Consider the following 24,805-nt stretch of genomic DNA (forward strand, 5'->3'; position numbering starts at 1 on the left):
AACCCATTGAATGAAAGTGTTTACCTGAAAAAAACAATTGTATTTTCCAGAGAAATTTATTATGATGAAATAAGTAATTTTGGAGATTATCTAACAATTTTATGATTGAATTTTCTGATGTTTGTAGCTTGATATGAAATGAAGAACGTTTTGGAGGCTGGTCGGCCTTGATCCTATTTCGGTTGAGCTGTACATGTATTCGTTTTTAAGAGGAGGAAGCGGAGTGGAAAATAAAGAATTGAAGAGGGGTTTGAGCGCCCGTCATATTCAGATGATTGCCTTGGGCGGCACGATCGGTGTTGGTTTATTTATGGGTTCTGCCAGCACGATTTCATGGACTGGCCCGTCTGTCCTTCTGGCTTATGCGATTTGCGGAATTTTTATCTTTTTTATCATGCGTGCAATGGGTGAAATGCTGTATGTGGAGCCGAGTACCGGTTCTTTTGCAACCTTCGGCCATCAATACATTCATCCCCTTGCTGGTTATATGACGGCGTGGAGCAACTGGTTCCAGTGGATTATCGTCGGCATGTCAGAAATTATCGCAGTCGGTTCTTACATGAAATATTGGTTCCCGGATTTGCCTGCTTGGATACCTGGTATCGTAGCTATGGCAATTCTCGGTGCGGCGAACTTAATTTCTGTTAAGTCGTTTGGCGAGTTTGAGTTTTGGTTTGCGATGATTAAAATCGTGACGATTATCTTAATGATTATTGCCGGAATCGGAATTATCTTCTTTGGATTTGGCAACGGCGGAGATGCTATCGGTTTATCTAATCTGTGGTCTCACGGAGGCTTCTTTGCGGGCGGTTTCTCAGGATTTTTCTTTGCATTGTCTCTGGTTATTGCGGCTTATCAAGGGGTTGAGCTGATCGGGATTACTGCCGGAGAAGCAAAGGACCCGCAAAACACGCTGCGCAACGCGATTCAAAGCATTATCTGGCGTATTTTGATTTTCTATATCGGTGCTATTTTTGTGATCGTGACGGTATATCCTTGGGATGAGCTGAATTCACTTGGAAGCCCGTTTGTGTCTACGTTTTCTAAAGTTGGAATTACAGCAGCGGCCGGCATTATTAACTTTGTCGTTATCACGGCGGCGATGTCAGGCTGCAACAGCGGGATTTTCAGCGCGGGACGTATGCTTTATACATTAGGTGTCAATGGACAGGCACCGAAATTCTTTGCGAAGATTTCTCGCAATGGTGTGCCGCTGTATGGCACAATCGCGGTGCTGATCGGATTAGCTGTCGGCGTTGTGCTGAACTATGTTGCGCCGCCGAAGATTTTCGTTTATGTATACAGCGCAAGCGTGCTGCCGGGGATGATTCCTTGGTTTATCATTTTGATCAGCCACCTCGGATTCAGAAAAGCGAAGGGCGCGGCGTTAGATAAACATCCGTTCAAAATGCCGTTTGCACCTTTCACAAATTATTTGACGATTGCTTTCTTGCTGATGGTTCTTGTCGGCATGTGGTTTAATGATGATACTCGGATATCTTTAATTGTAGGGGTTATTTTCTTAGCTCTTGTGGTCATCAGTTATTATGCCTTTGGAATTGGGAAGCGCGTGCAGGCGGATCTTACAAAAAGAAATCAAGCAGCTGAATAATACAGGAAAAAGAGACATTGACTGATGTCTCTTTTTTCATTTTTTGCGTATGGATTTTTCTCATTTCAGCAACCTATAGGATAAAGAACGAAAAGGAAAGGTGCTTATACTATGGATGTTACACTCGGTTATTTGCGCGAGTCACTTTCAAATCATCTTGAAAACGAAGTCTGTCTGCGGATTTGCAAGAAGATGCTGGCGAAGCGGTATGCCAATGAAGAGGAGTTTGTAAAGGATTTGGATGACGATGAGATGTCATATTTGAATCAGGTGCTGGAAAAGGAAATTAAGTATGCCCAAGACGAACAGGATCAAAAACGGGCCAAGGAATTAAATGAGGTGTATGAATTACTGCTTTGAGAAAGGCGGGAATGAAATTGGGTGCGATTGAACGAAGCGGTTATACGTTTCAGCCGGAGTTTAGTGTCGTCCGGCAAAATGGGGCGATCCACGTGTATCATCATGGAGAATTTGTTGAAGAAATTGAATTTGAGTTTAACGGGGATTACCCGGATCATGATTTGATTGAAGAGCTTGTGAATCATTATTGCTTTGAGCATGACATTTAAGAGCCCTGTACGTTTGGCAGGGCTCATTCATTTATGAAGTGATCAGGCCATATTTTTTTAGAATATCAATTGTGATGTTTTTGGCTGTTGTACCGGAGTCATCAACATTGGTGACAAACGTATAGGAGCCGTGCTCTGTTTTGATGAATCCGACAAACCACCCTAATCCCATGTCTGTCAGGCGGGTTCCGGTTTTGCCGTAAAGCGTATAATGATCTCCTTCTTCTTGAATCATCATGCGTTTGACCGTTTTCATGACCGTTTTGTCAAACGGGAGCTTCTCTTTGTAAAGCTTCTCCATAAAGGCTTCTTGTTCCAACGGAGAGATTGTCAGAGAGCTTTGCAGCCAAAACTGGTCGATTCCGCCGCTGATATCTTCGTTTCCGTATGACAGGGTATGAAGCCATGTTTTCATTCTTTCCTTGCCGATGTCCCTCGCTAATGCCTGGTAATACCAGATGGCAGATTCCCGCATGGCTGAGCCAAGTGTATGGTCGCGGTTCCATGATTCGAATTCCCGTTTGACGCCATCCCAGCGTTTGACATCGTATTCATCCCGGACGGCTTTTACCTGCAAGCCGATTAAGGCATTGGTCACTTTAAAGGTAGATTGCGGAGTTTGTCTTTTGTTGGCCCGTTCCTTGTTGTAGACAAATGTCTTATCCTTTTCTAAATCATGAAGGATGAAGGTTCCGTCAGTATCCTTGAACTCCTTATCCACATTCATCCGGCTGACATTCAGGTGCTTTTTTGTTTCATTGGAGGGCGCTTTTGCATGAACGGACAAACCTCCTGTCACGGCAATGACCAGCACAAGAAAAACATATATCCATTTCTTCATTTTGATCTCCCCTTTGTTTTGATCATCTATCTTTTCTCCATTTCTGCTTTTCTACCTTTAAAAGTAATGAAAAAATGCTTGGAAGCAAATACTGTAATGGGGTTTATCTTCGTGAGATAACGTGAAAACAGAAGTAAAAAAGGAAGGCAGGGTTGCGGGATGAATGAGCAGATTCCACATGACAAAAGCCTCGATAACAGTGTGGCTTTGATGCGGGAAGGATATTTGTTTATAAAGAATAGAAAAGAGCATTACCATTCGGATTTGTTCCAAGCACGCTTGCTTGGAAAAATATTTATTTGTATGAGCGGCGCGGAGGCTGCGAAGGTTTTTTATGATACAGAACGATTTCAGCGGCAGGGTGCTCTCCCGAAACGAGTGCAGAAATCGCTGTTTGGCGTCAATGCAATCCAGACAATGGATGGCGACGCTCATATTCATCGGAAGCTGCTTTTTCTGTCATTAATGACACCGCCCCATCAAAAACGGCTGGCTGAGCTGATGACAGAGCAGTGGGAAGCGGCTGTTACAAGATGGGAAATGGCGGATCAGGTTGTGTTGTTTGATGAAGCAAAAGAAATCTTATGCCGGGTGGCTTGCTATTGGGCGGGTGTTCCGCTGAAGGAAACGGAAGTGAAAGAGAGAGCGGACGATTTCATCGACATGGTAGACGCGTTCGGTGCTGTGGGACCGCGGCATTGGAAGGGAAGAAGAGCAAGACCCCGAACAGAAGAGTGGATTGAAAAAATGATTGAAGAGGTGCGCGGCGGCAGGCTGAAAACAGAAAATGGATCAGCGCTGCATGAAATGGCTTTTTATACGCAAGAGAATGGGAGCCGGCTTGATGCCCGCATGGCAGCCATCGAGCTCATTAATGTGCTGCGTCCGATTATAGCAATTGCTTACTTTATTTCGTTTTCAGCGTTGGCGCTGCATGAACACCCGAAGTATAAGGAATGGCTTCGTTCTGGAGGCAGTCAGGAAAGAGAAATGTTTGTGCAGGAGGTGCGCAGATTTTATCCCTTTGGGCCGTTTTTAGGAGCGGTTGTCAAAAAGGATTTTATATGGAATGACTGCGAGTTTAAAAAAGGTTCATCAGTGCTGCTTGATGTGTATGGAACCAATCATGATCCCCGTATGTGGGACAAGCCTGATGAGTTCCGGCCTGAGCGATTTAAAGAGCGGGAGGACAATCCGTTTGATTTCATCCCTCAAGGCGGGGGCAACGCGGAGAAGGGCCACCGCTGTCCGGGGGAAGGGATTACCATTGAAGTGATGAAAGCGAGCCTGGATTTTCTCGTGAATCAGGTTGAATATGACGTGCCAACACAATCGCTGCATTACAGTCTTGCCAGAATGCCGTCATTGCCTGAAAGCGGTTTTGTGATGAGCAGCATTAGACGGAAAAGATAAATATAAAAGCTCTCTTCTTTTTCGAAGAGAGCTTTTTGATTACTTCTTTTTTTCATCGTAGTATTGAACAGGATACATGGAGCCTTCGGATACCATTTTGTTGTCCTCAATGTCATGCGGGTGCGGGTGACCGGCTTTATCGACTGGGAACGTTTCCATATCTGGTTGTTTTGTTATCTTCATTTTCATGCTGTGAATGAATTCTCTTGCCTTTTGGCGGTTTGACGGGTCTTTTAATAGATAAGAAGTGATGCCGACAGTTGAAACAGCGAGACCGGAAAGTAACAGCTTTTGTTTCATGGTAAAAACTCCTTTCTATTTTAAAAATAATGTTTCCTGTATCATTCCCGTTCTGCTTAAGGCTAAACCTCTGTGTATTTTATCAATTGTTTTACAGTAAATTCTATTTTGGGTGAAGATAGTGACTAAATTCCTATATTGGAAGGCGAGATCCATTAATTTTTTATTATTTTAGCTATCATTCGATAAATATTGACAAAGTAAAGTAATCAGAATAATAATATAACTTAGCAACAGAATGTCATCATACATGAAAGGTGTTTACGATATGAATCAGTTACATCGAAGAATGGGAACGTTTGCCCTTATGATGGTCGGGCTCGGGTCGATGATCGGGTCAGGCTGGTTATTTGGGGCGTGGCGCGCTGCCCAAATTGCGGGGCCTGCTGCCATTATTTCATGGGTTATCGGCATGATTGTTATTTTATTTATTGCTCTTTCTTACAGTGAATTAGGTTCTATGTTCCCTGAGGCAGGAGGAATGGTGAAATATACGCAATATTCGCACGGTTCGTTTATCGGATTTATTGCAGGCTGGGCCAACTGGATTGCAATTGTATCCGTTATTCCTGTTGAAGCTGTAGCCTCTGTTCAATATATGAGTTCGTGGCCATGGGAATGGGCGAAATGGACAAGCGGTTTGGTGAAAAACGGAACGCTGACAGGAGAAGGATTGGTGTTCGCTTCTGTTTTGCTTCTGATTTATTTTCTGCTGAACTACTGGACAGTCAATTTGTTTTCGAAAGCGAATTCATTAATTACGATTTTTAAAATCATTATTCCAGGCCTGACAATTGGCGCTTTGCTCTTTGTCGGATTTCATGGAGAAAACTTTACAGCGGGCCAAAGCATTGCACCGAATGGCTGGGCAAGTGTTCTGACTGCGGTTGCGACTTCAGGTATCGTGTTTGCGTTTAACGGATTTCAAAGCCCGATCAATATGGCGGGAGAAGCCAAAAATCCCGGGAAATCGATCCCGATTGCGGTTGTCGGTTCTCTGTTAGTTGCGACAGTCATTTATGTGCTGCTGCAGATTGCTTTCATCGGAGCGGTGAATCCGTCTGATATCGCTCACGGCTGGAGCCATCTTAATTTTAATTCTCCTTTTGCTGATTTGGCGATTGCATTAAATATTAACTGGCTTGTCATCGTATTATATGCGGATGCTTTTGTGTCACCTTCCGGAACAGGTATTACGTATACGGCGACGACTTCCCGCATGATTTACGGAATGGAGAAGAACAAATACATGCCGAGCGTGTTTGGCAAGCTTCATCCGATTTACGGAGTTCCGCGCCAAGCGATGTTTTTTAACTTGATTGTTTCGTTTATCTTTTTGTTCCTGTTCAGAGGATGGGGTGTGTTAGCGGAAATTATTTCTGTAGCCACGTTAATTTCTTATATCACAGGCCCGGTTACAGTGATGACATTGAGACGGACAGGGAAGGATTTGTACAGGCCTCTTCGATTAAAAGGCTTAAGCGTGATTGCGCCGCTTGGATTTATCTTTGCGTCGCTCGTGCTGTATTGGGCGCGCTGGCCGTTAACAGGGCAGGTTCTGTTTATTATTTTGATCGGACTTCCGATTTATTTCTATTACCAGGCCAAGGCGAAATGGAAAGGATTTGGCCAAAACGTTAAAGGTGGCATATGGATGGTGTTTTACCTGCTTGTCATGATGATGATTTCCTATTTGGGCAGTGACAAATTCGGCGGTCTGAACGTCATTACGTATGGCTGGGATATGACCTTGATTGCCTTTGTATCGCTCGGTTTCTATGTGTGGGCGCTGAAGAGCGGATTCAAAACAGAGTATTTGAAAGATGCGAAGGAGATTAATAGCCAGCTGATAAGCTCACAGTCAGAAGCTGCTGCGGGAAAAGAATAAAAGAAAACCTTGCGCTGTGGGCGCAAGGTTTTTTCTTTTAATAACCCTTTTTTACTTTGTGGAAAAGGTCAGGATAGTTGGTGAACACTCCTGTCACTCCCCAGTCCAGCAGGCGGCGCATATCTGATTCTGTATTGACTGTGTAAGGATGCAAAAGCAGACCGTGGCTGCGGATCATGCGGACATTTTCTGCATTCAACGCTTTATAATCCGGACCTGCGCCGACAGCGTAGGTTTTGATTTCTTCCAAATCAGCATCTGTCATTGAAGCTATTTGCTTTGCTTCCATCAATTGAACAGTCGGCAGGTTAGGCTGTAATTGATGAATTTTTAACAGGCTTTCTTTGCTGAACGATTGGATGATCACTTGGCCGCGCTTTGAATGCTTGCTTAGCAGTTTATGCTTCTGTAAGGAAGCGATCAGTTTTTCCTCCATGCCTGAATAGGTGTCAGGCGATTTTGTTTCAATGTAATAGTTCGCATGTTTGCCAAAACGGTTTAATACCTCTTCTAATGTAGGAACTTTAAGGCCGGCGTACTGCGGCTTCGCTTTTGCCGGGTAAGCTTCATTAAACCAAGAGCCAGCATCAAGTTTCTTAATCTCCGCGAGCGTATGATCCTTCACCCAGCCCGTGCCGTTTGTGGTGCGGTCCAGTTTTTCATCGTGCATAACAATGAGTTGCCCGTCTTTTGTCATCTGTAAATCCAACTCAATATAATCGGCTTTCATTTTCTGAGCGGTTTCGTAAGACAGGATCGTGTGCTCAGGCACATATCCGGAAGCCCCTCTGTGCGCGACTGTCAGGATACGGTCAGGAGACAGCAGGTTTCCTTTTGAGGCTGCTGAAACTGGTGTAACCATAAACGACAGCAAACCAAAAGATAGCAGAACCAAAGCTAGTAATCTATTTTTTCTCATCTTTTCTTCCTCCTTATGAACAAGCAGTAACAGCTTTTATGTTAGAAAACAGATGTAAATGGCATGTTGGAAAAATATTAATCTTTTATAATCTTTTCTTAAACATGCTCCGCCCGTTTTCCCGTATTCCATGTCAAAGCCAAGAACACGATGGCCAGTATACAAGATGAGATCAGCATGATGAAGCCGCCGTTCCAATCAAATCGGTCAACGACAAATCCCATAATCGCGTTTGCGAAAGCGGACCCGCCGATGTATCCGAAAAACCCGGTCAAACCAGCTGCAGTTCCGGCTGCTTTTTTCGGAGCAAGATCAATGGCTTGCAGACCGATGAGCATCACAGGTCCATAGATTAAGAAGCCGATGCTGATCAGAGCGATGTTGTCTACCAGCGGATGGCCGGCCGGATTCAGCCAGTACACCAATACGGCAATGAAAACACCTGCCATAAACAGAACGCCTGCCGGTGCGCGGCGGCTCTTAAAGAAGCGGTCGCTGATCCAGCCGCACAGGATCGTTCCCGGTATGCCGGCGTATTCGTAAAGGAAATACGACCACCGGGAGTCTTCAGGGGAGAACCCTTTGGCTTCTGTTAAGTAAGTAGGCGCCCAGTCCACTACGCCGTACCGCACAAAGTAAACAAATACGTTTGCAAATGCGATGTACCAAAGAAACTTATTATTAAGCACATATTTAAAAAGGATTTCTTTTGTCGTTAATTCTTTTTCTTGATCTTTGAAAGCGTGTGTTGGATAGTCGTTCCGGTACTCTTCAATTGGCGGAAGCCCGCAAGATTGAGGGGTATCCCGCACCAAAAGGACAATTAAAAATGAAATCAGAATCGCAATAATGGCAGGGAAGAAAAACACGCTTTTCCAAGTGACAAACATCGCAATTCCAAGAGTGACAAGCGGAGCCAGGATCCCGCCGCCAATGTTGTGAGCGACATTCCAAATCGACATCTTCGTTCCGCGTTCACTAATAGAAAACCAATGGGCCATCGTTCTGCCGCATGGGGGCCAGCCCATTCCTTGGAACCATCCATTGATAAACATAAAAATAAACATGATGGTGACGCTCGAAGTTACCCAGGGCATAGAAACAAAAAGAATATTTACAATTGCAGATAGAAATAAGCCTGTCGCGAGAAAATACCTCGGATTACAGCGGTCGGACACCATGCCCATAATAAATTTGCTAAAGCCGTACGCAATGGATACGGCGGCCAGCACCAATCCAAGCTCGGTTTTTGAAAACCCTTGTTCCTGCAGATAAGGAATGGCAAAAGCAAAGTTTTTCCGCAGCAGGTAATAGCCTGCGTAGCCGATAAAAATACCTAAGAATACTTGCAGCCTGAGCCGCTTATAAGCCGCATCCGTCTTTGAATCATCCAGTCTCTCAATGTGCGGAGCCGGTTTAAATAAGTGAAACATCAAATCATCCCCTTTGCTGTTTGTGTTGGATGTGTGGCGTGCCCTCCTTTCTGAAAAACAAAAAGAGCCAGAAAACACCCCCTTGTCAAAAGGGGTGGAATTCCTGGCTCTCCTCATCTCCATCCAAGCTATTAACTTATAATGATAGCGCTTTCTTAAATTATCATAGTCTGGAGTGAATGTAAACGGGTAATTTTAAATTGTGTAAAAAAGTAAATGTTATCCTTTTGGTAGTTATGTTTTTTTACAAGTAACATAAAAATCTGGGGGGGAGGCTGTTGCAGGTGGATAAATTAGATATCGCATTCGGCATTTTACCGTTAGCAATTATTGTGTTATCGGTCGCCGGGACTTATATTTGTAAAAATGTATATATGATGCCGTTAGTTAGTTTGATCATTTCTCTCGTGCTTACGTTTACGGTTTTCAATCAATCTTTTTTGGGATGGGTCGTTGTCTATAGCTTGTTTTCGCTGATTTTATCGTATATTACATTGATGGTGCTGAGAAAGAGGAAGGCATCTGGAAAATGAAATTTCGTCCCGCTTTTTTGATATATCGTTGACTATGGCAACTATATATGATTATAATTGCTTTAATCAACGATATAAGAAAGTGGGGAGAAGTTTGAAAACCAATGAATCAGCAACAGGCTTAAAATTCAGAAAGTTCAATCGGTTTTACACGAATGTTCTTGGCTTCCTTAACGAACACATTTATGACAGCCCGTTTTCCTTAACGGAGACACGGATTTTATTTGAGATTTACAATACGCCAAATTGTACGGCGAAAGATCTTCAGGATAAGCTGGGGCTTGACCGGGGATATGTCAGCAGGATGCTGAAACAGTTTGAAAAAGAAGATTTGATTTATAAAGAGAAGAGCAAAGCCGATGCCCGCCATCATTATATATATGTGACGGAAACGGGGGAAGCCATTTATAAAAAGCTTGAGAAGAAAGCAAATGAACAGGTTGAGCTGATGCTGAAGGAAATCGATGATGAAGAGCAGCACAAGCTTGCGACGGCTATGGAGGAGATTGAAGCCATATTGTCACAGTCGCTCTCATCCAGGTCATCAGGCATTTCAGTAAGAGATTATTATCTTTCGGATGATATTCACCTTCTCATTGAAAAGCAAAGGCAATTTTATGCAGAGACTCATGGCTGGGATGATACATTTTTAGCTTATCTCCATGAGACATTTGACGCGGAAATTGAAAAGATATGGATCGCGGAAAGCGGCGGAAAATTTGCAGGCTGTGTGGGATTGGTCAAACAAGATAAAAAGACGGTGCAGCTGAGATGGTTCTTGGTTGATGCCGCGTTTCGAGGCAGAGGGCTGGGCACGCAACTGCTTGAGCATCTCGTTACATATAGCAGAGAGATGAAGTTTGAACGGATTTTTCTTTGGACAGTGAGCAGTATGGCTGAAGCTCGTCCGCTTTACGAGAAATTTGGATTCAGACTGAGTGAAGTGAAAGAAGAAACGCCATTATGGGGACAGCATCTGACAGAAGAACGATGGGATTTAGAGCTGTCATGAAAAGACTCCACTATGCCTGGATCATCGTTTTTATCACCTTTTTGATTTTATTGGCCGTACAAGGTGTGCGCCTGTCGTTTGGTGCGTTTGTCGAGCCTTGGGAGCGGGAGTTTTCGCTGGATAGGGGCACCATCTCGCTGATTTCAACACTGAGCTTTATCGTTTACGGGATATCCCAGCCTGTGGTCGGGCGGCTTGTGGACAGATGGGGCGCACGGGCGGTTTTATTATGGAGCACGTTACTGACCGGGATCAGCATTTTCTCGACATGTTTTATCACTTCACCGTGGCAGCTTTTTCTGCTTTACGGGTTGGGGGTGTCACTCGGAGTTGGCGGAGCGTCGAATGTAGCAACAAGTGTGCTGGTGGTGAATTGGTTCAGCAAAAAGCGCGGCCTTGCCTTTGGAATCATGGAAGCGGGCTTTGGAGCGGGACAAATGCTGCTGGTTCCCGGCTCGCTTATGCTGATCCATTGGTTTAGCTGGAAGCTGACGGTTGTGGTATTGGGGTTGCTGTTAATGGTCGTTGTCCTTCCGGCAGCCCTTTTATTGCTGCGAAATCATCCTTCAGAAAAAAATGAAGAGCCGATCGGCGGGGCTGCTGAGGAGGAGTCAGAATCAGGATCAAAAACCAAAGCAGGCTCAGTAACCGCGATGTTTCGTATGAGGCAGTTTTGGCTGTTGGTCCTTCCGTTTTTAATCTGCGGCTTTACGACCGTCGGGCTGATGGATACCCATTTGATTCCCTTTTCTCATGATCACGGTTTTTCTACGACTGTTACGAGCGCCGCTGTCAGTCTGCTGGCCGGTTTTAATATTGCTGGTATCTTACTGTCCGGAATCATAGCGGATCGGTGGAGCAGCCGGAAAATCCTCTGTTTTTTATATGCGGTGCGCGCGCTGTCGATTGTGATTCTGATTTACAGCCACGAACCCTACCTGCTTTTAGGCTTTGCGGTTCTGTTTGGATTAGTGGACTTTGCAACGGTAGCGCCGACGCAAATGCTTGCCACCCAGTACTTTCAAAATTACTCGATCGGTCTCATGATCGGCTGGCTGTCACTTGCCCATCAGATCGGCTCTGCCCTCGGAGCATATGTGCCCGGCGTCATTTATACCGTAACAGGTGAGTATACGCTGGCTTTTTATTTATCGATTGGAATGCTTGTGCTTGCAAGCGTGATGAACGTGATGCTGAGGGAGCCTGCGGCGATGAATCGTGACAGTCAGGCTGTGACGGAGAAGGTGTAAGTGAGAAAAAGCATCTCTGGCGAGGATTATTCAGAGATGCTTTTTTTGTATTTTTGTTCTAATACGAAGTCGATCATACCGACAATGCGGGTGTTTTCGGATTTTTGTTTGAAGTTTTGGGAGATTTGAATGGCTTTTGCGTTTTTAAAACAAGAGGCTAGCCAAATAAAACCGACAATAACAAAAAATAGTCTGGCAAATAAACTCCATTCACGTGGTAATTCATTCGTTGTAAAATATAAAAATAGAGTTACTAATGTGCCGTAGATTACTGTTTTTATACTATGTATAAGAGTCAGCTGGGGCTCGCTAAAGAATACTTTTAGCTGATTCAGCATGATAGAATCCTGTTTGTTTAGAAAAGCCAAGATTTCTTTATCATTTTCCTTGTACTGTGTAATTGTTTCGGCTGTTTTTACGGTTTCTTTAAATGTTTGTTGATTTAGTGTCATCCAGTATCCTCCTTAAAAGTAAAGCACTACATGAGAAATGATACAGACCCATGTAGTGCTGATATATTATTTATTTGCAGAAGGGAATAAAGCTAAAAACGCACTTATAAAAGCTACGGCTCCTCCTACTGCTAAGGTTTCAGGTATAGCTGTTATCAAGACAGCAACTCCTAATACAGCAGCTGCTCCAAATGTTATATGAGAAAGAATAGATTCCCAATCTGGTGAGTATACTTCCTCAGTATCTGGTAATCTAAAGTGCTTCTGTTTTATTTTAAACGTAATCGTAGTCGTAAGTCCAGTTGTAGCACTGTCACCTACTGGAATATCAGGCGTATAGATTTTAAATTGAATATTTAATGATTGAGCTGTCGGGTTCACATAAATTTCTAAAAATCCATTACGTACTGACAAGCTGAGACTGTTTAAAAGGTTTTGATAAGAATCAATTTGTGACGCAGTGAGAGACGTTTGGGTATCGCCCAATAAACCCGTGATATAGGCACCTGGTTTACCATTTGTAATGGTAATTGTGTTTGGTGAGCCTTCACTTGGTATGGTTGCCAGAAGTGATGTGGATAGAATAATATCCAACTCTGGTGATGTGAAAATGGTTTCTGTCGTATCAAATTCAAACATCGCGTTTGCGAGACCTGATAGATTTTCTAAAGCTGGAATGGTAGATAAAATGTCTGTCAGTGTACGCAGTCTTGCATCATATACCGGATCAGACGGTGGATTTACATGGCTTACTCCAGAGTCTTTTCCTGAAAAGCCGTCTTTATCAATCCCGATGCTTCCAGAACCGCTTCCGATTGTTCCTTCATAAAATTGATCAAAGGCCCAGTTATTTGGCATCGGATAGCCGAGATTGCCGCTGAAGCCAGTTGACATATTTGCCACAAAACTATACTTTGTGAGTCCTGCTTCTTGGGTTCGGATACAAATATTTCTTGGTCCGTATACGCCTATTTCGTATTTAGGCGCAGTAGAAAATGTCTGCATTTTCGCAAAAGCTGACTTGATTTCCTGGAAATAAGGAATAATCTTATCTGTTACTTCATAATCGTAGGCATCAAAATCGACAGCAAAATAAATGGTCGTGCCTGACGGGAAACCTAATCTTCGAGCCGCTGAAGCAGCACTGTACGCATCTCTTGTGCCTTGGTCTTTTACAAAATAAGAAGATTGATAGCCGCCGTCTTGATAAATCGGAAAGACCTTTAATCCGGCATCAAAAATAACTGCAAGTTCTTCAGACGTCAGGGCTTTTGATGTGAGCCCATTGCTTGTCCGCACATTTCCGGTCAAATATCTGCCAACTGTTTTATAACCGTTATTCCGCAGTGTTTGAGCTTTTTCTGCAGATATAATCGTAGCGGTATCACAAGCTGAAGCGGCGCGTGTTGTGTCTCCTGAGCTTGATAATAAAGCTTTAATGGTCGGCATATCTGCATAACCTGTTTGCGGCAGGCACATGAACTTTTGAAATGCTTTAACGGCTGAAACAACACCGACGCCATATTTGCCGTCAAACTCACCAGGGTCGAATGATTTTCCGTTGCAATAAAGGGCGTACTGAACAATTAAAATAAAGCCTGTTCTTGAATCACCGGGAGTTAAAGTAGGGCATAAGCTTGTTGTGCCGTTTCCGAAAAATCCATTGGCGACACTTGTGCTCATACCTTCTTCTTTTTGCAAAGCATAAATAAGGGCCTTGTTGGTATCGCGGGCATACAGTCCGTCACAAGGCATTAAACCGATATAGTCATTGTAGTCCCGGTTTAAGTTTTGTTGAATCTGACGGATCCTTGAATCGCCCCCAGACACTAGCTTAAAAGCGCTCATGTCCAATAAGGCTTTCATAATCAAGGTGGTGACAATTCCGTCCTGAGTTGTCAGTCCTGCAGCTTTCTGAAACTCCTTCACCGCATTTTCTGTTTTTTCGTAAAAGACGCCTGTAAAACCGCCGGGATTAAAGCCTTTGCACCATAAAGCCCCCTGTAAAATAAAATTCATGTTGCTGGGTTTTGAATCTGGAGCTTGGCGTTTAAGAGGCTTAAATAAGCGCTGTGTTGTCGGCCCGAAGTTATTAGCTGGCTCTGAGATACCTAGTTCAATTTGAAGCGCCCGAGTCAGACCGTAGATCGTATCCCACCCAGTTTTCCCGCTTTCTTCTACTGGGTTATACCCATGTTTGCCCCTGTACGTCTGGTTCAGCCACTGCTGTGTGATTAAAACCATTTCATCCATTTCGATTCCTCCATTCTTTTGATCGCGTTCATCTATAGGTGGCAAACGTAGGACGAGTTTTAAAAAAAGCCGATACGGCATCTTTTAAACCCGTTCCTCTTTCCATTTCGCTCTTTCAGCTCTGAAAAATAGAGTCCTAACAGTGTAAGCGCCCCTCCCAGAAGAGCAATCCATGTCATTTTTTTCTGCAGAATCAAGATAGAAGAGATGATTGTGATAATAGGCATCTGTAAATATAAGCGCTAAAAGAGAGAACAGGTCGGAGACATTTGTGGATTCCATAGGCGTCAGTACTCATTCGGTTCCCGCATAGCAAAGGAACGCTTTATGAGGCAGGATTACAGGGGTTACTCCATTTTTCGGCGCTTATGCCATTGACGGGTGGTTTGCGGGGAAAGCGGATTGACACCATTTTAAAGAGAGTGAGATGATTGATGAAAAAATGGAGGAGAGATGAGAGATGCAGCCAGAAGATATGGTCCGAAGCGGTCCGAATCAATACATATGCAAACAAGGAATTGTAAAAGAGCTGCCGGCATTTGTGAAGGAATGGAAGCATCCTGTTGTTGTAACGGGCATCAAGTCGTATGAGGCGTTTCAAACGTATGCTGCGATTCCGCCAGAGTGGAGAGTGATTCAGCATAAAGGGTACAGCTCGCCTGAAGCAATAAGGGAGATTGCGGAACAAGCGGCATCTGCTGATCTCATTATCGGGATTGGCGGCGGAACAGTGTTAGACACGGCAAAAGCTGTTGCAGATCATATGGATATTGAAGTCATAACTGTTCCGACAATCCCTGGAACTTGCGCGGCAAGCACGCCGCTGAGCGTGATCTATGATCAAGAAGGCAACTTTATCCGAGTCGATTATCATAAACGTGCCAGCTATTTGACACTCGTTGATCCGCTATTGCTGCTTTCTTCGCCGATTGAATATGTCAAAAGCGGAATTGGCGACACGCTTGCGAAGTGGTATGAAGCGGAAGCCATTATCAGAAATACGAAGGAGCCTGTTTCATTAATGGTCGAAGCAGGGCTTAGGCAGTCTGTCTATATTCGTGATCTTTTGCTGCAGGAAAGCCTTAAGGCTGTTGAAAGCCTTGAGAGAGGGGAAGCCTCGGCTTCTTTCACAGCTGTAGCAGAAACCATTATTACATTGGCAGGAACTGTAGGCGGTTATGCTGGACGCTTCGGCAGGATGGCGGGTGCCCATGCGGTTCACAACGGTCTGAGTTTTATCCCGGAAACCCATCATGTACTGCATGGACAAAAGGTGGCGTACGGCATACTGATTCAGCTTGCGCTTGAGAAGAGAAATCAGGAAATTGAAGAGCTGATTCCGTTTTATCAGCAGCTTGGCTTCCCGGTGAAACTGAGTGATTTAGGCATCCATAAGGATCAAGAGCAAGCGAAGAAAGTCATTGCGGCTCATGCGTGCAAGCCGGAAGAATCGTTATGTTTGATGGGTTCTTTTTGTGAAGCGGATGTTGTGGCGGCAATTAATGTATTGGAATCATAAGCTAAAATAAGGGTTTTCTTATTTTAGCTTTTTTATTACGAAATTTATTTTTTGAATATTTCAGTTATAATGGTTTTTGAACAGATAGGAGGGGCAAAGATGTATCAATCAAAGAAGGTTTTATTGTTAGGCTCAGGTGAACTGGGGAAAGAGGTTGTGATTGAAGCCCAGCGTCTCGGGGTAGAGACGGTGGCGGTAGACAGCTACGAGCATGCTCCGGCGATGCAGGTGGCGCATAAAAGCTATGTCACTGACATGCTGGATCGTGAGCAGATCAGACACATTATTGAGAAAGAAAAACCTGATTTGATTGTGCCTGAGGTTGAGGCAATCGCGACGGATGAATTGCTGAAGCTTGAAGAGGAAGGATTTCACGTTATCCCAAATGCGCGTGCAGCAAAGCTGACGATGGATCGGGAAGGCATCAGGCGGCTTGCGGCAGAAACGCTCGGGCTTGCGACGGCAGGCTATGAATTTGCGAATACATATGAAGAATTTGTACAGGCGGCAGCTCATATCGGCTTTCCTTGTGTCGTCAAACCGTTGATGAGTTCCTCGGGAAAAGGCCAAAGCGTATGCCGCTCTGAAGCGGATTTGGAGAGCTGCTGGGAGACGGCGATGGAAGGCGGACGAGTGAAGAACGGACGCGTGATCGTCGAGGAATTTATCCCGTTTGAATCAGAGATTACACTCTTAACTGTGCGTGCAGTGAACGGTACGGTATTTTGTGCGCCGATCGGCCATGAGCAAAAGGATGGAGACTATATCGAATCATGGCAGCCTCATCATATGACAGAGCAGCAAATTGAAGAGGCGAAGCATATTGCGAAAGCCATTACGGATGAGCTTGGCGGGTACGGTCTGTTTGGTGTTGAGCTTTTCCTTGCGAAAGACAAGGTGTATTTCAGTGAGGTGTCTCCTCGACCGCATGATACAGGTCTTGTGACGCTGGTGACGCAAAATTTGTCGGAATTCGCGCTGCATGTCCGGGCGATACTCGGCTTTCCGATTACAGAAATCACACAGCTTTCTCCAGGCGCCAGCCGGCCCCTCAAAGCACCGGAAGAGTCAGCGGATTACACTGTTGAAGGTTTGGAAAACGCGCTGGCAGTGCCAAAGACACAAGTGCGCGTGTTTGGAAAGCCGATAACGAAGGTCGGACGCCGTATGGCGGTTGCGCTTTCTGCGGCTGACACTATTGGAAAAGCGCGAGAGAACGCGAAGAAAGCGCTGGATCAACTATCGATTCAATAAACATGAAACAGACGGGCCTTGTCTTGATACATGGCCCGTTTTTTTTCATCACCGCCAAAAATTGTATCATAAGAATCAAATTCTTGATTATAATGTAAAAGTCTTCCAACAAAAAGGTTGGTTGACACAAAAGGAGGGGGATGACTAAAATGAGAGTAGTCTCAAGATTCAGAAAAAAATGCTTTGCAGGGTTTACGATTTTGTGTTTGGCAACGGCAGCGGCGGTATCTTTCGGAACGCCGGCAGAAGCGGCGGAGAACCCGCAAACCTCTGTCTCCAATACGGGAAAGGAAGCTGAAGTCAGCAATAACCAGACGTCGAAAGCGGAATTGGTTTCTGATCCTTATGAAGGAACCGGAAAAACAAGCAAAACATTACACGAGCTTATAGAATCAGAAAAAAACATTAAATCCTTAAAGCCTTCAAGTGTAATTGGATCTGATGAACGCGTCAGAATTTCAGGCACTACGTCATTTCCTTACAGAGCAACGGTTCAGCTCTCAATCAAATATCCCAATACCTCAAGCACTTATGGGTGCACAGGCTTTTTAGTGAACCCGAATACTGTGGTAACGGCCGGACATTGTGTGTACAGCCAGGATCACGGGTGGGCTTCTTCGATAACTGCTGCGCCGGGCCGCAATGGTTCATCGTATCCATACGGCACTTATTCCGGCACGATGTTTTACTCCGTTAAAGGATGGACGGAAAGCAAAGATACCAATTATGATTACGGTGCAATTAAACTAAATGGTTCTCCTGGCAACACGGTTGGCTGGTATGGCTATAGAACAACAAACAGCAGCAGCCCCGTCGGCCTCTCTACATCAGTTACAGGATATCCGTGTGACAAGACTTTCGGCACCATGTGGTCTGATACAAAGCCGATTCGCTCTGCGGAAACGTATAAGCTGACCTATACAACTGATACGTACGGCTGCCAAAGCGGCTCGCCTGTTTACCGCAATTATAGTGATACGGGGCAGACGGCCATTGCAATCCATACCAACGGAGGATCGTCATATAACTTGGGAACAAGGGTGACGAATGATGTATTCAACAATATTCAATATTGGGCAAATCAATAAATACGGCAAACTGGCCGTTTTCATTTCTATTTTGTTTTTATGCGGATGCAGCTCTCAGGCGCATTCAGATTCTGCTCAGAAAGAAACAACGATCCCTGTGACCCTTCATGTGGAAGACGATGCCGGGTTACCGATGGAAGGCGTTCAAGTGACGATTGTCAAAGCGCCGGCATCAGATCAGGAGCCGAATACAGAGATCGGTGAGATTCTCGGTTTGACAGACAAAAACGGAGACATCACATGGGATACCGGGAAAAAGGGCGAATACTCCATTGCCTTAACGAAGAATGAAACGTCTGTGACACATCAAGTGTCATTAACAAAGGACAAAAAAGATAAGGTTATTCCATTAGTCTTTAAAGAGTAGACGGTTTTCCTTCAAGTTTAGGAAGAACGTCTTTTTTTATTGATCTTCGTAAATGATCAAACTATATACTGGAAAATTGTTATATGAGATAATAAGAATGGGTATTTTTTCTTACAAGAAAGGGCAGTCTCCTTTCTCTATATATAAATGAAAGTCGGAGGAAAAAGAAAAAGATGAAACAGGATTCGATGCAGCTTGCCGCGGCTGAAGGCGGTACATGCTTTTACCAGGCTTATGATGAAAGCCTTTCTTTGTGGCCGATTGATTCGGAAGCTTTCTATGTTTCTACTCGTTTCGGAAAAACACATATCATGGCAAGTGGGCCAAAGGACGCACCTTCGCTCGTACTGCTTCACGGGGGGCTCTTCAGCTCTGTCATGTGGTATCCGAATATCGCCGAGTGGAGCGGTCAATATCGTACATATGCAGTCGATATAATAGGAGACAAAAATAAAAGTATACCATCAGCCTCTCTGGATACGAGAGCTGATTGCGCTCACTGGCTGAAAGATGTTTTTGATTCGCTTGGACTGGAGACAGCACATCTGGCCGGATTTTCCCTTGGAGGGCTTCATACAGTGAACTTTCTGCTTGATATGCCTGAAAGAGTGGAACGGGCGGTTGTCATGAGTCCTGCTGAAGCGTTTATATCATTTCATCCGGATGTCTATAAATATGCCGCAGGCCTTAGTGAGCCGAGCGGGGCTGATGCTTACATCAAGTGGCTGACAGCTGACCGCTATCAGCTTCATCCCATGCTGCAAAAGCAGATCAAGGCTGGAGTCAAGTGGCGGGATGAGAAAAGAAGCCTGACACCGAGAGAAAATGGCTTCCCGTACGTGTTCACAGACGCGGAGTTAAAGTCGATCACGGTTCCGATGCTGGTGATGTTCGGTGAGCATGAGGTGATGTACCATCAGCAAATGGCTTTAGAAAGAGCTTCTGTATTGGTTACGGGGATTCAGACGGAAATGGTTAAGAACGCGGGACACCTGTTACCTCTGGAGCAGCCGGATTATGTCAATGAACGTGTTTTGTCATTTTTAGGCGAAAATGAAATTTGCACATAAATTGAAAAGACTGGCATTCATTGTTCAAAAGGTAACAAATGTTGTATAATAATAGAATTTGAGTGCTGCTTTTTTTTCTGGCAGTCTATGATATCATGCTTAATAGAGAGATTTTTCCTGTAACGCTGATTCGATATACAACGTCGTGTTGATATAAGGTTTTTTCAATTGGAGGTTTGTTTACACTGTGAATTATATACCCAGTATGATTACGATAGGAAACTTTATTTGCGGGCTTTTGGCGGTTCATTCCTTAATATTTCACAACATCCATTCAGCAGTGATTTTCATTTTTACCGGCATGTTTCTCGATTTCTTCGATGGAATGGCTGCGCGGAAGCTGAATGCTGTATCTGATATGGGGAAAGAACTGGATTCATTTGCCGATCTGGTTACATTTGGCGTGGCGCCATCCATGCTCGCCTACAGTGTCGCTTTATATGCCCTGCCGTTTATCGGGATACTATGCGCGCTGGCTTACAGTATTTGCGGAATGCTTCGGCTCTCTAAATTTAATGTTGAACAAAGCAAGCTTCCGACGTTTATCGGAATGCCGATTCCATTTGCGGCAATGTGTCTCGTCATTTTATGCTTTGTGAATAACCCGATTTTGCTGGCGCTCGGCACATGCGCGCTGTCTTATTTAATGGTGAGCAAAGTGAAATTTCCTCATTTTAAAAAACACGCAGCAGAAAATCTGGAGTCCGAAAGATGGAATTAGTGCAGCAGCTGATAGCGGATTATGGTTATCTCGCTATTTTTTTGATGCTTGTTCTTGGAATTATTGGATTGCCGATACCCGACGAAGTCATGATGACAATCGTCGGTTATTTTACGCATATTGATGTGCTGAATTATGAACTTGCCATTTTTATCAGCTTTGTCGGATCCCTGTTAGGGATGATGATCAGCTACATGATCGGCAGAAAGGCCGGGCGTCCGTTTATCGATAAGTATGGCAAATGGGTCGGTTTGAAAGAAAAGAGAATGCTGAAAGTAGAAAAATGGATGAAGAAATACGGACCGTATTCTCTTATATTAGGTTATTTTATTCCAGGCGTCCGGCATGTGACGTGTTATTTTTCGGGAATCGGCAAAATGGAGCTGAAAACGTATATTGCGTATGCAGCGATCGGCGCCTTTTTGTGGTGCTTTATTTTTATTACAATCGGAAGGGTTATAGGGGTTATTCATGTTTAATACAGCTGTAAAGATTCTGTACCGATCATTGATAGAACTGACGAACCATCGATTATCATCCTGCCTGATCAAAGGATTTTGCGAATCGAAATTCAGTAAGCCAGTCATTCCGCTCTTCTCTAAACACTTTCAAATTAACTGGAATGATGTAGACGGAACAGCCTCTGATTACGGTTCGCTTTCGGAATTGTTTATTCGGAATATTAATTTGGAGCGGCGCCCTGTTTCAAAAGAGGCGCATGCTGTGGTCAGCCCCGTTGACGGTGTCGTTCAGACGATAGGGACGATCAACCCGAATCAAACCTTTACGGTAAAGGGCAAAGACTACTCATTTGCTGAATTGACCGGCTGTAAAAGCGCTGATCATCAATACAACGGTGGATATTTCGTCGTGCTGTACTTAAGCCCGCGGCATTACCACCGTTTTCATTCCCCGATCAGCTGCACATATCAAAAGCTGGCTGAACTCGGAAACCGTTCATACCCGGTGAATCAGTTAGGATTAAAATACGGAAAAGATGTACTGTCGAAAAATTATCGAGTTGTTTATGAGTTGAATAGCAGCAATCGAAACGTGCTGATGATTCCTGTCGGCGCGATGAATATTAACTCAATCGTGCAGACCAGCACAGGTGATCAATTGAAGATCGGCGAGGAGCTGGGGTACTTTTCATTTGGTTCAACCGTCATTTTGATCTTTGAAAAAGACGCGTTCCGGCCGTCTGCTGATGTAACAGAAGGCCAAGAAGTCCAAGTCGGGCAACTGATAGGTTATGGAGAGTAAAGAAGAGGAGCTCGCAAATGGAAGCGGCGCCTCTTTTTTTGAAGAAAGGTGAGCGTGATGGAAAAACGAATCGTCAGCTGGATCACACATTACCAGCAAACCGGAGATGGAGCGGCTCTTCACAAGGTGCAGGAAGCGTGCTGGCCGATTGTGGAAACAGTTCTGCAAGAGGCGGCAACTGATGCAGAGCAAGTGAACGATTTGCGCCAAAAAGGATTGGAGCGGTTTCCATTCATCATCAGCAAATACCAATCGGATGTGCAGCTCCCGATTGAAACGTTTTTGAGAAATACGTATCGGTTTTATTTTCATCAGGCAATGAAAGGCTCTTAAAAAACGGCTTCTATCAGCAGAAGCTTTTTTTTTATAACTGAAAAGGAAACTTTTTCTATAACTATCTCGTAACTACTAGAGAACCTAGCAGAAAAGGAGAGATAGAATTGAAACATAAGTTAGTAAAAATGACTTTGCCGCTGCTGATCGTATGTCTGGCGTTTTCTTCTTTTGCGGAGCCCGCCCGTGCTGCTTCAGAAAAAAACATTGGGATCGCTGGATTGAACGGAATGCCCATCCGCTGGATTCTTCCGATGCTTCAAACAAAGATCTTCGATTTCTGAAGAAAGTGCTGAAAGGAAAACGAATCGTCCAGTTAGGAGAAACCACACATGGTGCTGGCGAAATCAACGCCACCAAGGTCCGCATGATCAAATACCTTCATGAAGAACTGGGATATGATGTGTTGGCCTTTGAGTCTGGATTCCCCGAAGCAAATGCATCCTACCTTCACATGGATCAATTAACCCCGAAGAGCATGATGAAACAATCCATTTACCCCGTATGGCACACAGAAGATGTCGTTGAGCTGTTTGATTATATGAAAGAGCAAAAAGAGAAAGGTGATCCGCTTATTCTCACTGGATTTGATATTCAAAGCCTGAAGAATTCATTCGACGGTGCTGCGAATCAATGGATAAAGGCGGTGGACCCTGAAAAAGCCGAGCTGCTTTCCCAATCAGAACATGATTTTTTCAGCTTAGTGTCAAACAGCAAAACGGTGGAAGAATTTACGAAAAAGAAAGAAGCGCTTGTGACAAACTACCGGGAGCTTATTAAGTTCGCTGACACACATTCTTCAACGCTAAAAGCGCACCTTCCGAAAGAGCCGAAAGCTTATGAGATCTTTGTGCATTCCCTTCAACTGAGAATTGACGTAATGGAAACATACATGCTGGAAGAAATGAAAGAAAAGCTATTGGATTATCCGGAGAATATGGAGGATTTTTCATTCTTTATGAGAGATCGCATGATGGCTGAACAATTTCAGTGGGTCGCGGATAACCTTTATCCGAAACAGAAAATCATCGTCTGGGGCCACAATTACCATCTTCGCAAACAGAATACCAAAATGATAAAGGACTGGGTACAGCTAAACGGACCTAACATGGGTGATTATTTGCCGGAGCGGCTGAAAAAACAGACCTATACCATTGGAATCTATGCGTACTCTGGAGCCAGTCTGGATAGCTCCGATAATAAGACCGTTAATCCGGTAACAAGCCCGCCGCCGGCTGGAAGTCTTGAAGACTTGCTGAAAGCTGCGAACCATCCATCGGTCTTTGTTGATTTTCTCCATACCAAAAAAAGCAAAGGAACTTCTTGGATGTATACGCCGCGTACAGCGCTGTATTGGGGTTTCAAAGAGGAGCAAATGATACTGAAGGAACAATATGACGGTGTGATTTGGCTGGAGCATATAACGCCTTCTGTTATTATAAAGTAAAATGGCATAACCCTGTGCTAAACACAGGGTTATGATTTTAATAATAAATTTTGTTGTAGTTATCTGACAACTATAAATAATAATACATAAAATAATTAGTAAATGAATGGAAAATACTATTGTTTTTCCCCGAACCCGCTCGCCTCCTGGGTTTGTAAGAGTTTGGATATTTTTATCAGTCTGGGCGGATGTGTTCATCTTTGAGGTGTTTTCCTGTATGATATAGTAAGAGTGTGCATAACAACTAACTATATCATTGAACAGGGTGTTTATATCATGGAAAAACAATACAGAGTATTACTTTACTATAAATATGTTCCGATTGAAGAGCCGGAGGTGTTTAGAGAGCAGCATCTGGCTTTTTGTAAGGAGCTTGGTTTGTTAGGCCGTATTCTTGTATCAGCTGAAGGGATTAACGGTACGGTATCCGGTACGTTTGAGCAGACTGAAAAATATATGCAAGCGATGAAAGCTGATCCTCGTTTTGCGGATATGGTGTTCAAGATTGATGAAGAAGAAAATCATGCGTTCAAGAAAATGTTCGTCCGTCATAAAAAAGAGCTTGTGACGCTTCGCCTTGAGGATGATGTGAATCCGAATGAAACAACAGGAAAGCATTTGAAGCCTAAAGAATTCTTTGAAAAGATGCAGGATCCTGATACAGTCGTCCTTGATGCGCGTAATGATTATGAATATGATCTCGGCCATTTTAGAGGAGCTGTCCGTCCTGACATCGAGGCGTTCCGTGAATTGCCAGAGTGGATCGAAGAAAATAAAGAGATGCTTGAAGGCAAAAAGATTTTGACATACTGCACGGGCGGCGTGCGCTGTGAAAAATTCTCAGGCTGGCTGATGAAGCAAGGCTTTGAAGACGTATCACAGCTTGACGGCGGAATCGTCACATACGGAAAAGATCCTGAGGTGCAAGGAAAGCTTTGGGACGGCCAATGCTACGTATTTGATGAAAGAATCAGCGTGCCGGTCAACCGTGTCGAGCATGTCATTGTCGGAAAAGACTACTTTACAGGTGAACCGTGTGAACGGTATGTCAACTGTGCAAATCCATCATGCAATAAGAAAATCATATGCACACCGGAAAATGAATACAAATATATGCGCAGCTGCAGCCACGAATGCCGCACGAACCCAAGAAACTTATATGTACAAGAACACAATATGACGGCGGAAGAAGTTAGCGCCAGACTTGCAGCGATTGAAAAAGAAGAGCACGCTGCTGCTGAATAATATGGAAAGAACACCTCTCATGC

24 protein-coding genes and 2 pseudogenes are annotated in these 24,805 nt (G+C 44.2%); 19 read left to right on the forward strand and 7 right to left on the reverse strand.

Annotated elements, in window-relative coordinates; translation table 11 throughout:
• Positions 1–223 precede the first annotated feature (223 nt).
• From AU387_RS00255 to AU387_RS00265, 3 genes are all read left to right on the forward strand, one after another.
• Positions 224–1,612: an amino acid permease gene (locus AU387_RS00255; protein WP_044162131.1), complete on the forward strand. Its 1,389-nt coding sequence runs from the start codon at positions 224–226 to the stop codon at positions 1,610–1,612.
• Positions 1,613–1,723: 111 nt separating this feature from the next.
• Positions 1,724–1,972: a sigma-G-dependent sporulation-specific acid-soluble spore protein CsgA gene (locus AU387_RS00260; RefSeq protein ID WP_010332841.1), complete on the forward strand. Its 249-nt coding sequence runs from the start codon at positions 1,724–1,726 to the stop codon at positions 1,970–1,972.
• Positions 1,973–1,989: 17 nt separating this feature from the next.
• Positions 1,990–2,181, forward strand: a complete 192-nt coding sequence (locus AU387_RS00265; RefSeq protein ID WP_044162226.1) for a DUF5370 family protein — start codon at positions 1,990–1,992, stop codon at positions 2,179–2,181.
• 31 nt (positions 2,182–2,212) lie between these two features.
• Here AU387_RS00265 and blaOXA read toward each other — a convergent pair whose 3' ends face one another.
• Positions 2,213–3,022, reverse strand: coding sequence for a class D beta-lactamase (blaOXA, locus tag AU387_RS00270; protein ID WP_059334395.1), 810 nt, complete (start codon positions 3,020–3,022; stop codon positions 2,213–2,215).
• Between the two features lie 159 nt (positions 3,023–3,181).
• Between blaOXA and cypC the strand changes: the two genes are divergently transcribed.
• On the forward strand, positions 3,182–4,435 hold the full coding sequence (gene cypC / locus AU387_RS00275) for a CYP152 family fatty-acid peroxygenase CypC (protein WP_059334396.1): 1,254 nt from the start codon (positions 3,182–3,184) through the stop codon (positions 4,433–4,435).
• Positions 4,436–4,474: 39 nt separating this feature from the next.
• Here cypC and AU387_RS00280 read toward each other — a convergent pair whose 3' ends face one another.
• Positions 4,475–4,735, reverse strand: a complete 261-nt coding sequence (locus AU387_RS00280) for a hypothetical protein (protein WP_024120051.1) — start codon at positions 4,733–4,735, stop codon at positions 4,475–4,477.
• 268 nt (positions 4,736–5,003) lie between these two features.
• On the opposite strand from AU387_RS00280, the gene aimA reads away from it, so the two are divergent.
• A complete protein-coding gene (gene aimA / locus AU387_RS00285) occupies positions 5,004–6,623 on the forward strand; it encodes a glutamate/serine transporter AimA (RefSeq protein WP_059292066.1) in 1,620 nt (539 codons plus the stop codon).
• A gap of 37 nt (positions 6,624–6,660) precedes the next feature.
• Here the strand turns inward: aimA and AU387_RS00290 are convergent, their stop codons facing one another.
• Positions 6,661–7,542 carry a glycerophosphodiester phosphodiesterase gene (locus AU387_RS00290; protein WP_059334397.1) on the reverse strand — a complete coding sequence of 294 codons (882 nt, stop codon included), beginning with the start codon at positions 7,540–7,542 and terminating at the stop codon, positions 6,661–6,663.
• Between the two features lie 98 nt (positions 7,543–7,640).
• Entirely contained in the window at positions 7,641–8,975 is a 1,335-nt protein-coding gene (gene glpT, locus AU387_RS00295; protein WP_044162126.1) for a glycerol-3-phosphate transporter, read from the reverse strand.
• Between the two features lie 284 nt (positions 8,976–9,259).
• On the opposite strand from glpT, the gene AU387_RS00300 reads away from it, so the two are divergent.
• The 3 genes from AU387_RS00300 (at position 9,260) to AU387_RS00310 (ending at position 11,770) form a co-directional block, all read left to right on the forward strand.
• Complete coding sequence (locus tag AU387_RS00300; protein WP_059334398.1) at positions 9,260–9,508, forward strand: YbeF family protein; 249 nt, start codon at positions 9,260–9,262, stop codon at positions 9,506–9,508.
• A gap of 94 nt (positions 9,509–9,602) precedes the next feature.
• Positions 9,603–10,520 (forward strand): bifunctional helix-turn-helix transcriptional regulator/GNAT family N-acetyltransferase, encoded by a 918-nt coding sequence (locus AU387_RS00305; RefSeq protein WP_059334399.1) that lies wholly within the window; start codon positions 9,603–9,605, stop codon positions 10,518–10,520.
• The gene (locus tag AU387_RS00310; protein ID WP_063623088.1) at positions 10,517–11,770 is read left to right on the forward strand and encodes an MFS transporter; all 1,254 of its coding nucleotides are present in this window, start codon (positions 10,517–10,519) and stop codon (positions 11,768–11,770) included. Before AU387_RS00305 ends, AU387_RS00310 begins: the two co-directional genes overlap by 4 nt.
• Before the next feature lie 26 nt (positions 11,771–11,796).
• On the opposite strand, the gene AU387_RS00315 is transcribed toward AU387_RS00310, so the two are convergent.
• From AU387_RS00315 to AU387_RS21840, 3 genes and pseudogenes are all read right to left on the reverse strand, one after another.
• On the reverse strand, positions 11,797–12,222 hold the full coding sequence (locus tag AU387_RS00315) for a hypothetical protein (RefSeq protein ID WP_059334401.1): 426 nt from the start codon (positions 12,220–12,222) through the stop codon (positions 11,797–11,799).
• A gap of 66 nt (positions 12,223–12,288) precedes the next feature.
• Positions 12,289–14,475, reverse strand: coding sequence for a glycoside hydrolase domain-containing protein (locus tag AU387_RS00320; RefSeq protein WP_059334402.1), 2,187 nt, complete (start codon positions 14,473–14,475; stop codon positions 12,289–12,291).
• A gap of 59 nt (positions 14,476–14,534) precedes the next feature.
• A pseudogene (locus AU387_RS21840) lies at positions 14,535–14,719 on the reverse strand (EamA family transporter); the annotation flags it as partial.
• 216 nt (positions 14,720–14,935) lie between these two features.
• Here AU387_RS21840 and AU387_RS00325 point away from each other — a divergent pair.
• The 11 genes and pseudogenes from AU387_RS00325 (at position 14,936) to trhO (ending at position 24,782) form a co-directional block, all read left to right on the forward strand.
• Complete coding sequence (locus tag AU387_RS00325) at positions 14,936–15,994, forward strand: iron-containing alcohol dehydrogenase family protein (RefSeq protein ID WP_059334403.1); 1,059 nt, start codon at positions 14,936–14,938, stop codon at positions 15,992–15,994.
• Positions 15,995–16,093: 99 nt separating this feature from the next.
• Positions 16,094–17,248 (forward strand): phosphoribosylglycinamide formyltransferase 2, encoded by a 1,155-nt coding sequence (gene purT, locus AU387_RS00330; protein WP_059334404.1) that lies wholly within the window; start codon positions 16,094–16,096, stop codon positions 17,246–17,248.
• 149 nt (positions 17,249–17,397) lie between these two features.
• Positions 17,398–18,336: a trypsin-like serine peptidase gene (locus tag AU387_RS00335; protein WP_059292057.1), complete on the forward strand. Its 939-nt coding sequence runs from the start codon at positions 17,398–17,400 to the stop codon at positions 18,334–18,336.
• On the forward strand, positions 18,299–18,703 hold the full coding sequence (locus tag AU387_RS00340) for a DUF2606 family protein (RefSeq protein ID WP_044162119.1): 405 nt from the start codon (positions 18,299–18,301) through the stop codon (positions 18,701–18,703). Before AU387_RS00335 ends, AU387_RS00340 begins: the two co-directional genes overlap by 38 nt.
• Before the next feature lie 173 nt (positions 18,704–18,876).
• Entirely contained in the window at positions 18,877–19,773 is an 897-nt protein-coding gene (cesB, locus tag AU387_RS00345; RefSeq protein WP_059334405.1) for an enantioselective carboxylesterase CesB, read from the forward strand.
• A 187-nt stretch (positions 19,774–19,960) separates the two neighbouring features.
• The gene (gene pssA, locus AU387_RS00350) at positions 19,961–20,494 is read left to right on the forward strand and encodes a CDP-diacylglycerol--serine O-phosphatidyltransferase (protein ID WP_044162117.1); all 534 of its coding nucleotides are present in this window, start codon (positions 19,961–19,963) and stop codon (positions 20,492–20,494) included.
• Positions 20,485–20,973: a DedA family protein gene (locus tag AU387_RS00355; RefSeq protein WP_059334406.1), complete on the forward strand. Its 489-nt coding sequence runs from the start codon at positions 20,485–20,487 to the stop codon at positions 20,971–20,973. Before pssA ends, AU387_RS00355 begins: the two co-directional genes overlap by 10 nt.
• Complete coding sequence (locus AU387_RS00360) at positions 20,966–21,757, forward strand: phosphatidylserine decarboxylase (RefSeq protein WP_059334407.1); 792 nt, start codon at positions 20,966–20,968, stop codon at positions 21,755–21,757. Before AU387_RS00355 ends, AU387_RS00360 begins: the two co-directional genes overlap by 8 nt.
• Positions 21,758–21,814: 57 nt before the next feature.
• Positions 21,815–22,090, forward strand: a complete 276-nt coding sequence (locus AU387_RS00365; RefSeq protein WP_059334408.1) for a hypothetical protein — start codon at positions 21,815–21,817, stop codon at positions 22,088–22,090.
• A 128-nt stretch (positions 22,091–22,218) separates the two neighbouring features.
• Positions 22,219–23,537, forward strand: a pseudogene (locus AU387_RS00370) (erythromycin esterase family protein).
• 276 nt (positions 23,538–23,813) lie between these two features.
• A complete protein-coding gene (trhO, locus tag AU387_RS00375) occupies positions 23,814–24,782 on the forward strand; it encodes an oxygen-dependent tRNA uridine(34) hydroxylase TrhO (RefSeq protein WP_044162111.1) in 969 nt (322 codons plus the stop codon).
• The last annotated feature ends 23 nt before the right edge of the window (positions 24,783–24,805 follow it).

Origin of the sequence: Bacillus halotolerans (assembly GCF_001517105.1) — a bacterium.
Taxonomy (GTDB): Bacteria; Bacillota; Bacilli; order Bacillales; family Bacillaceae; genus Bacillus; species Bacillus halotolerans.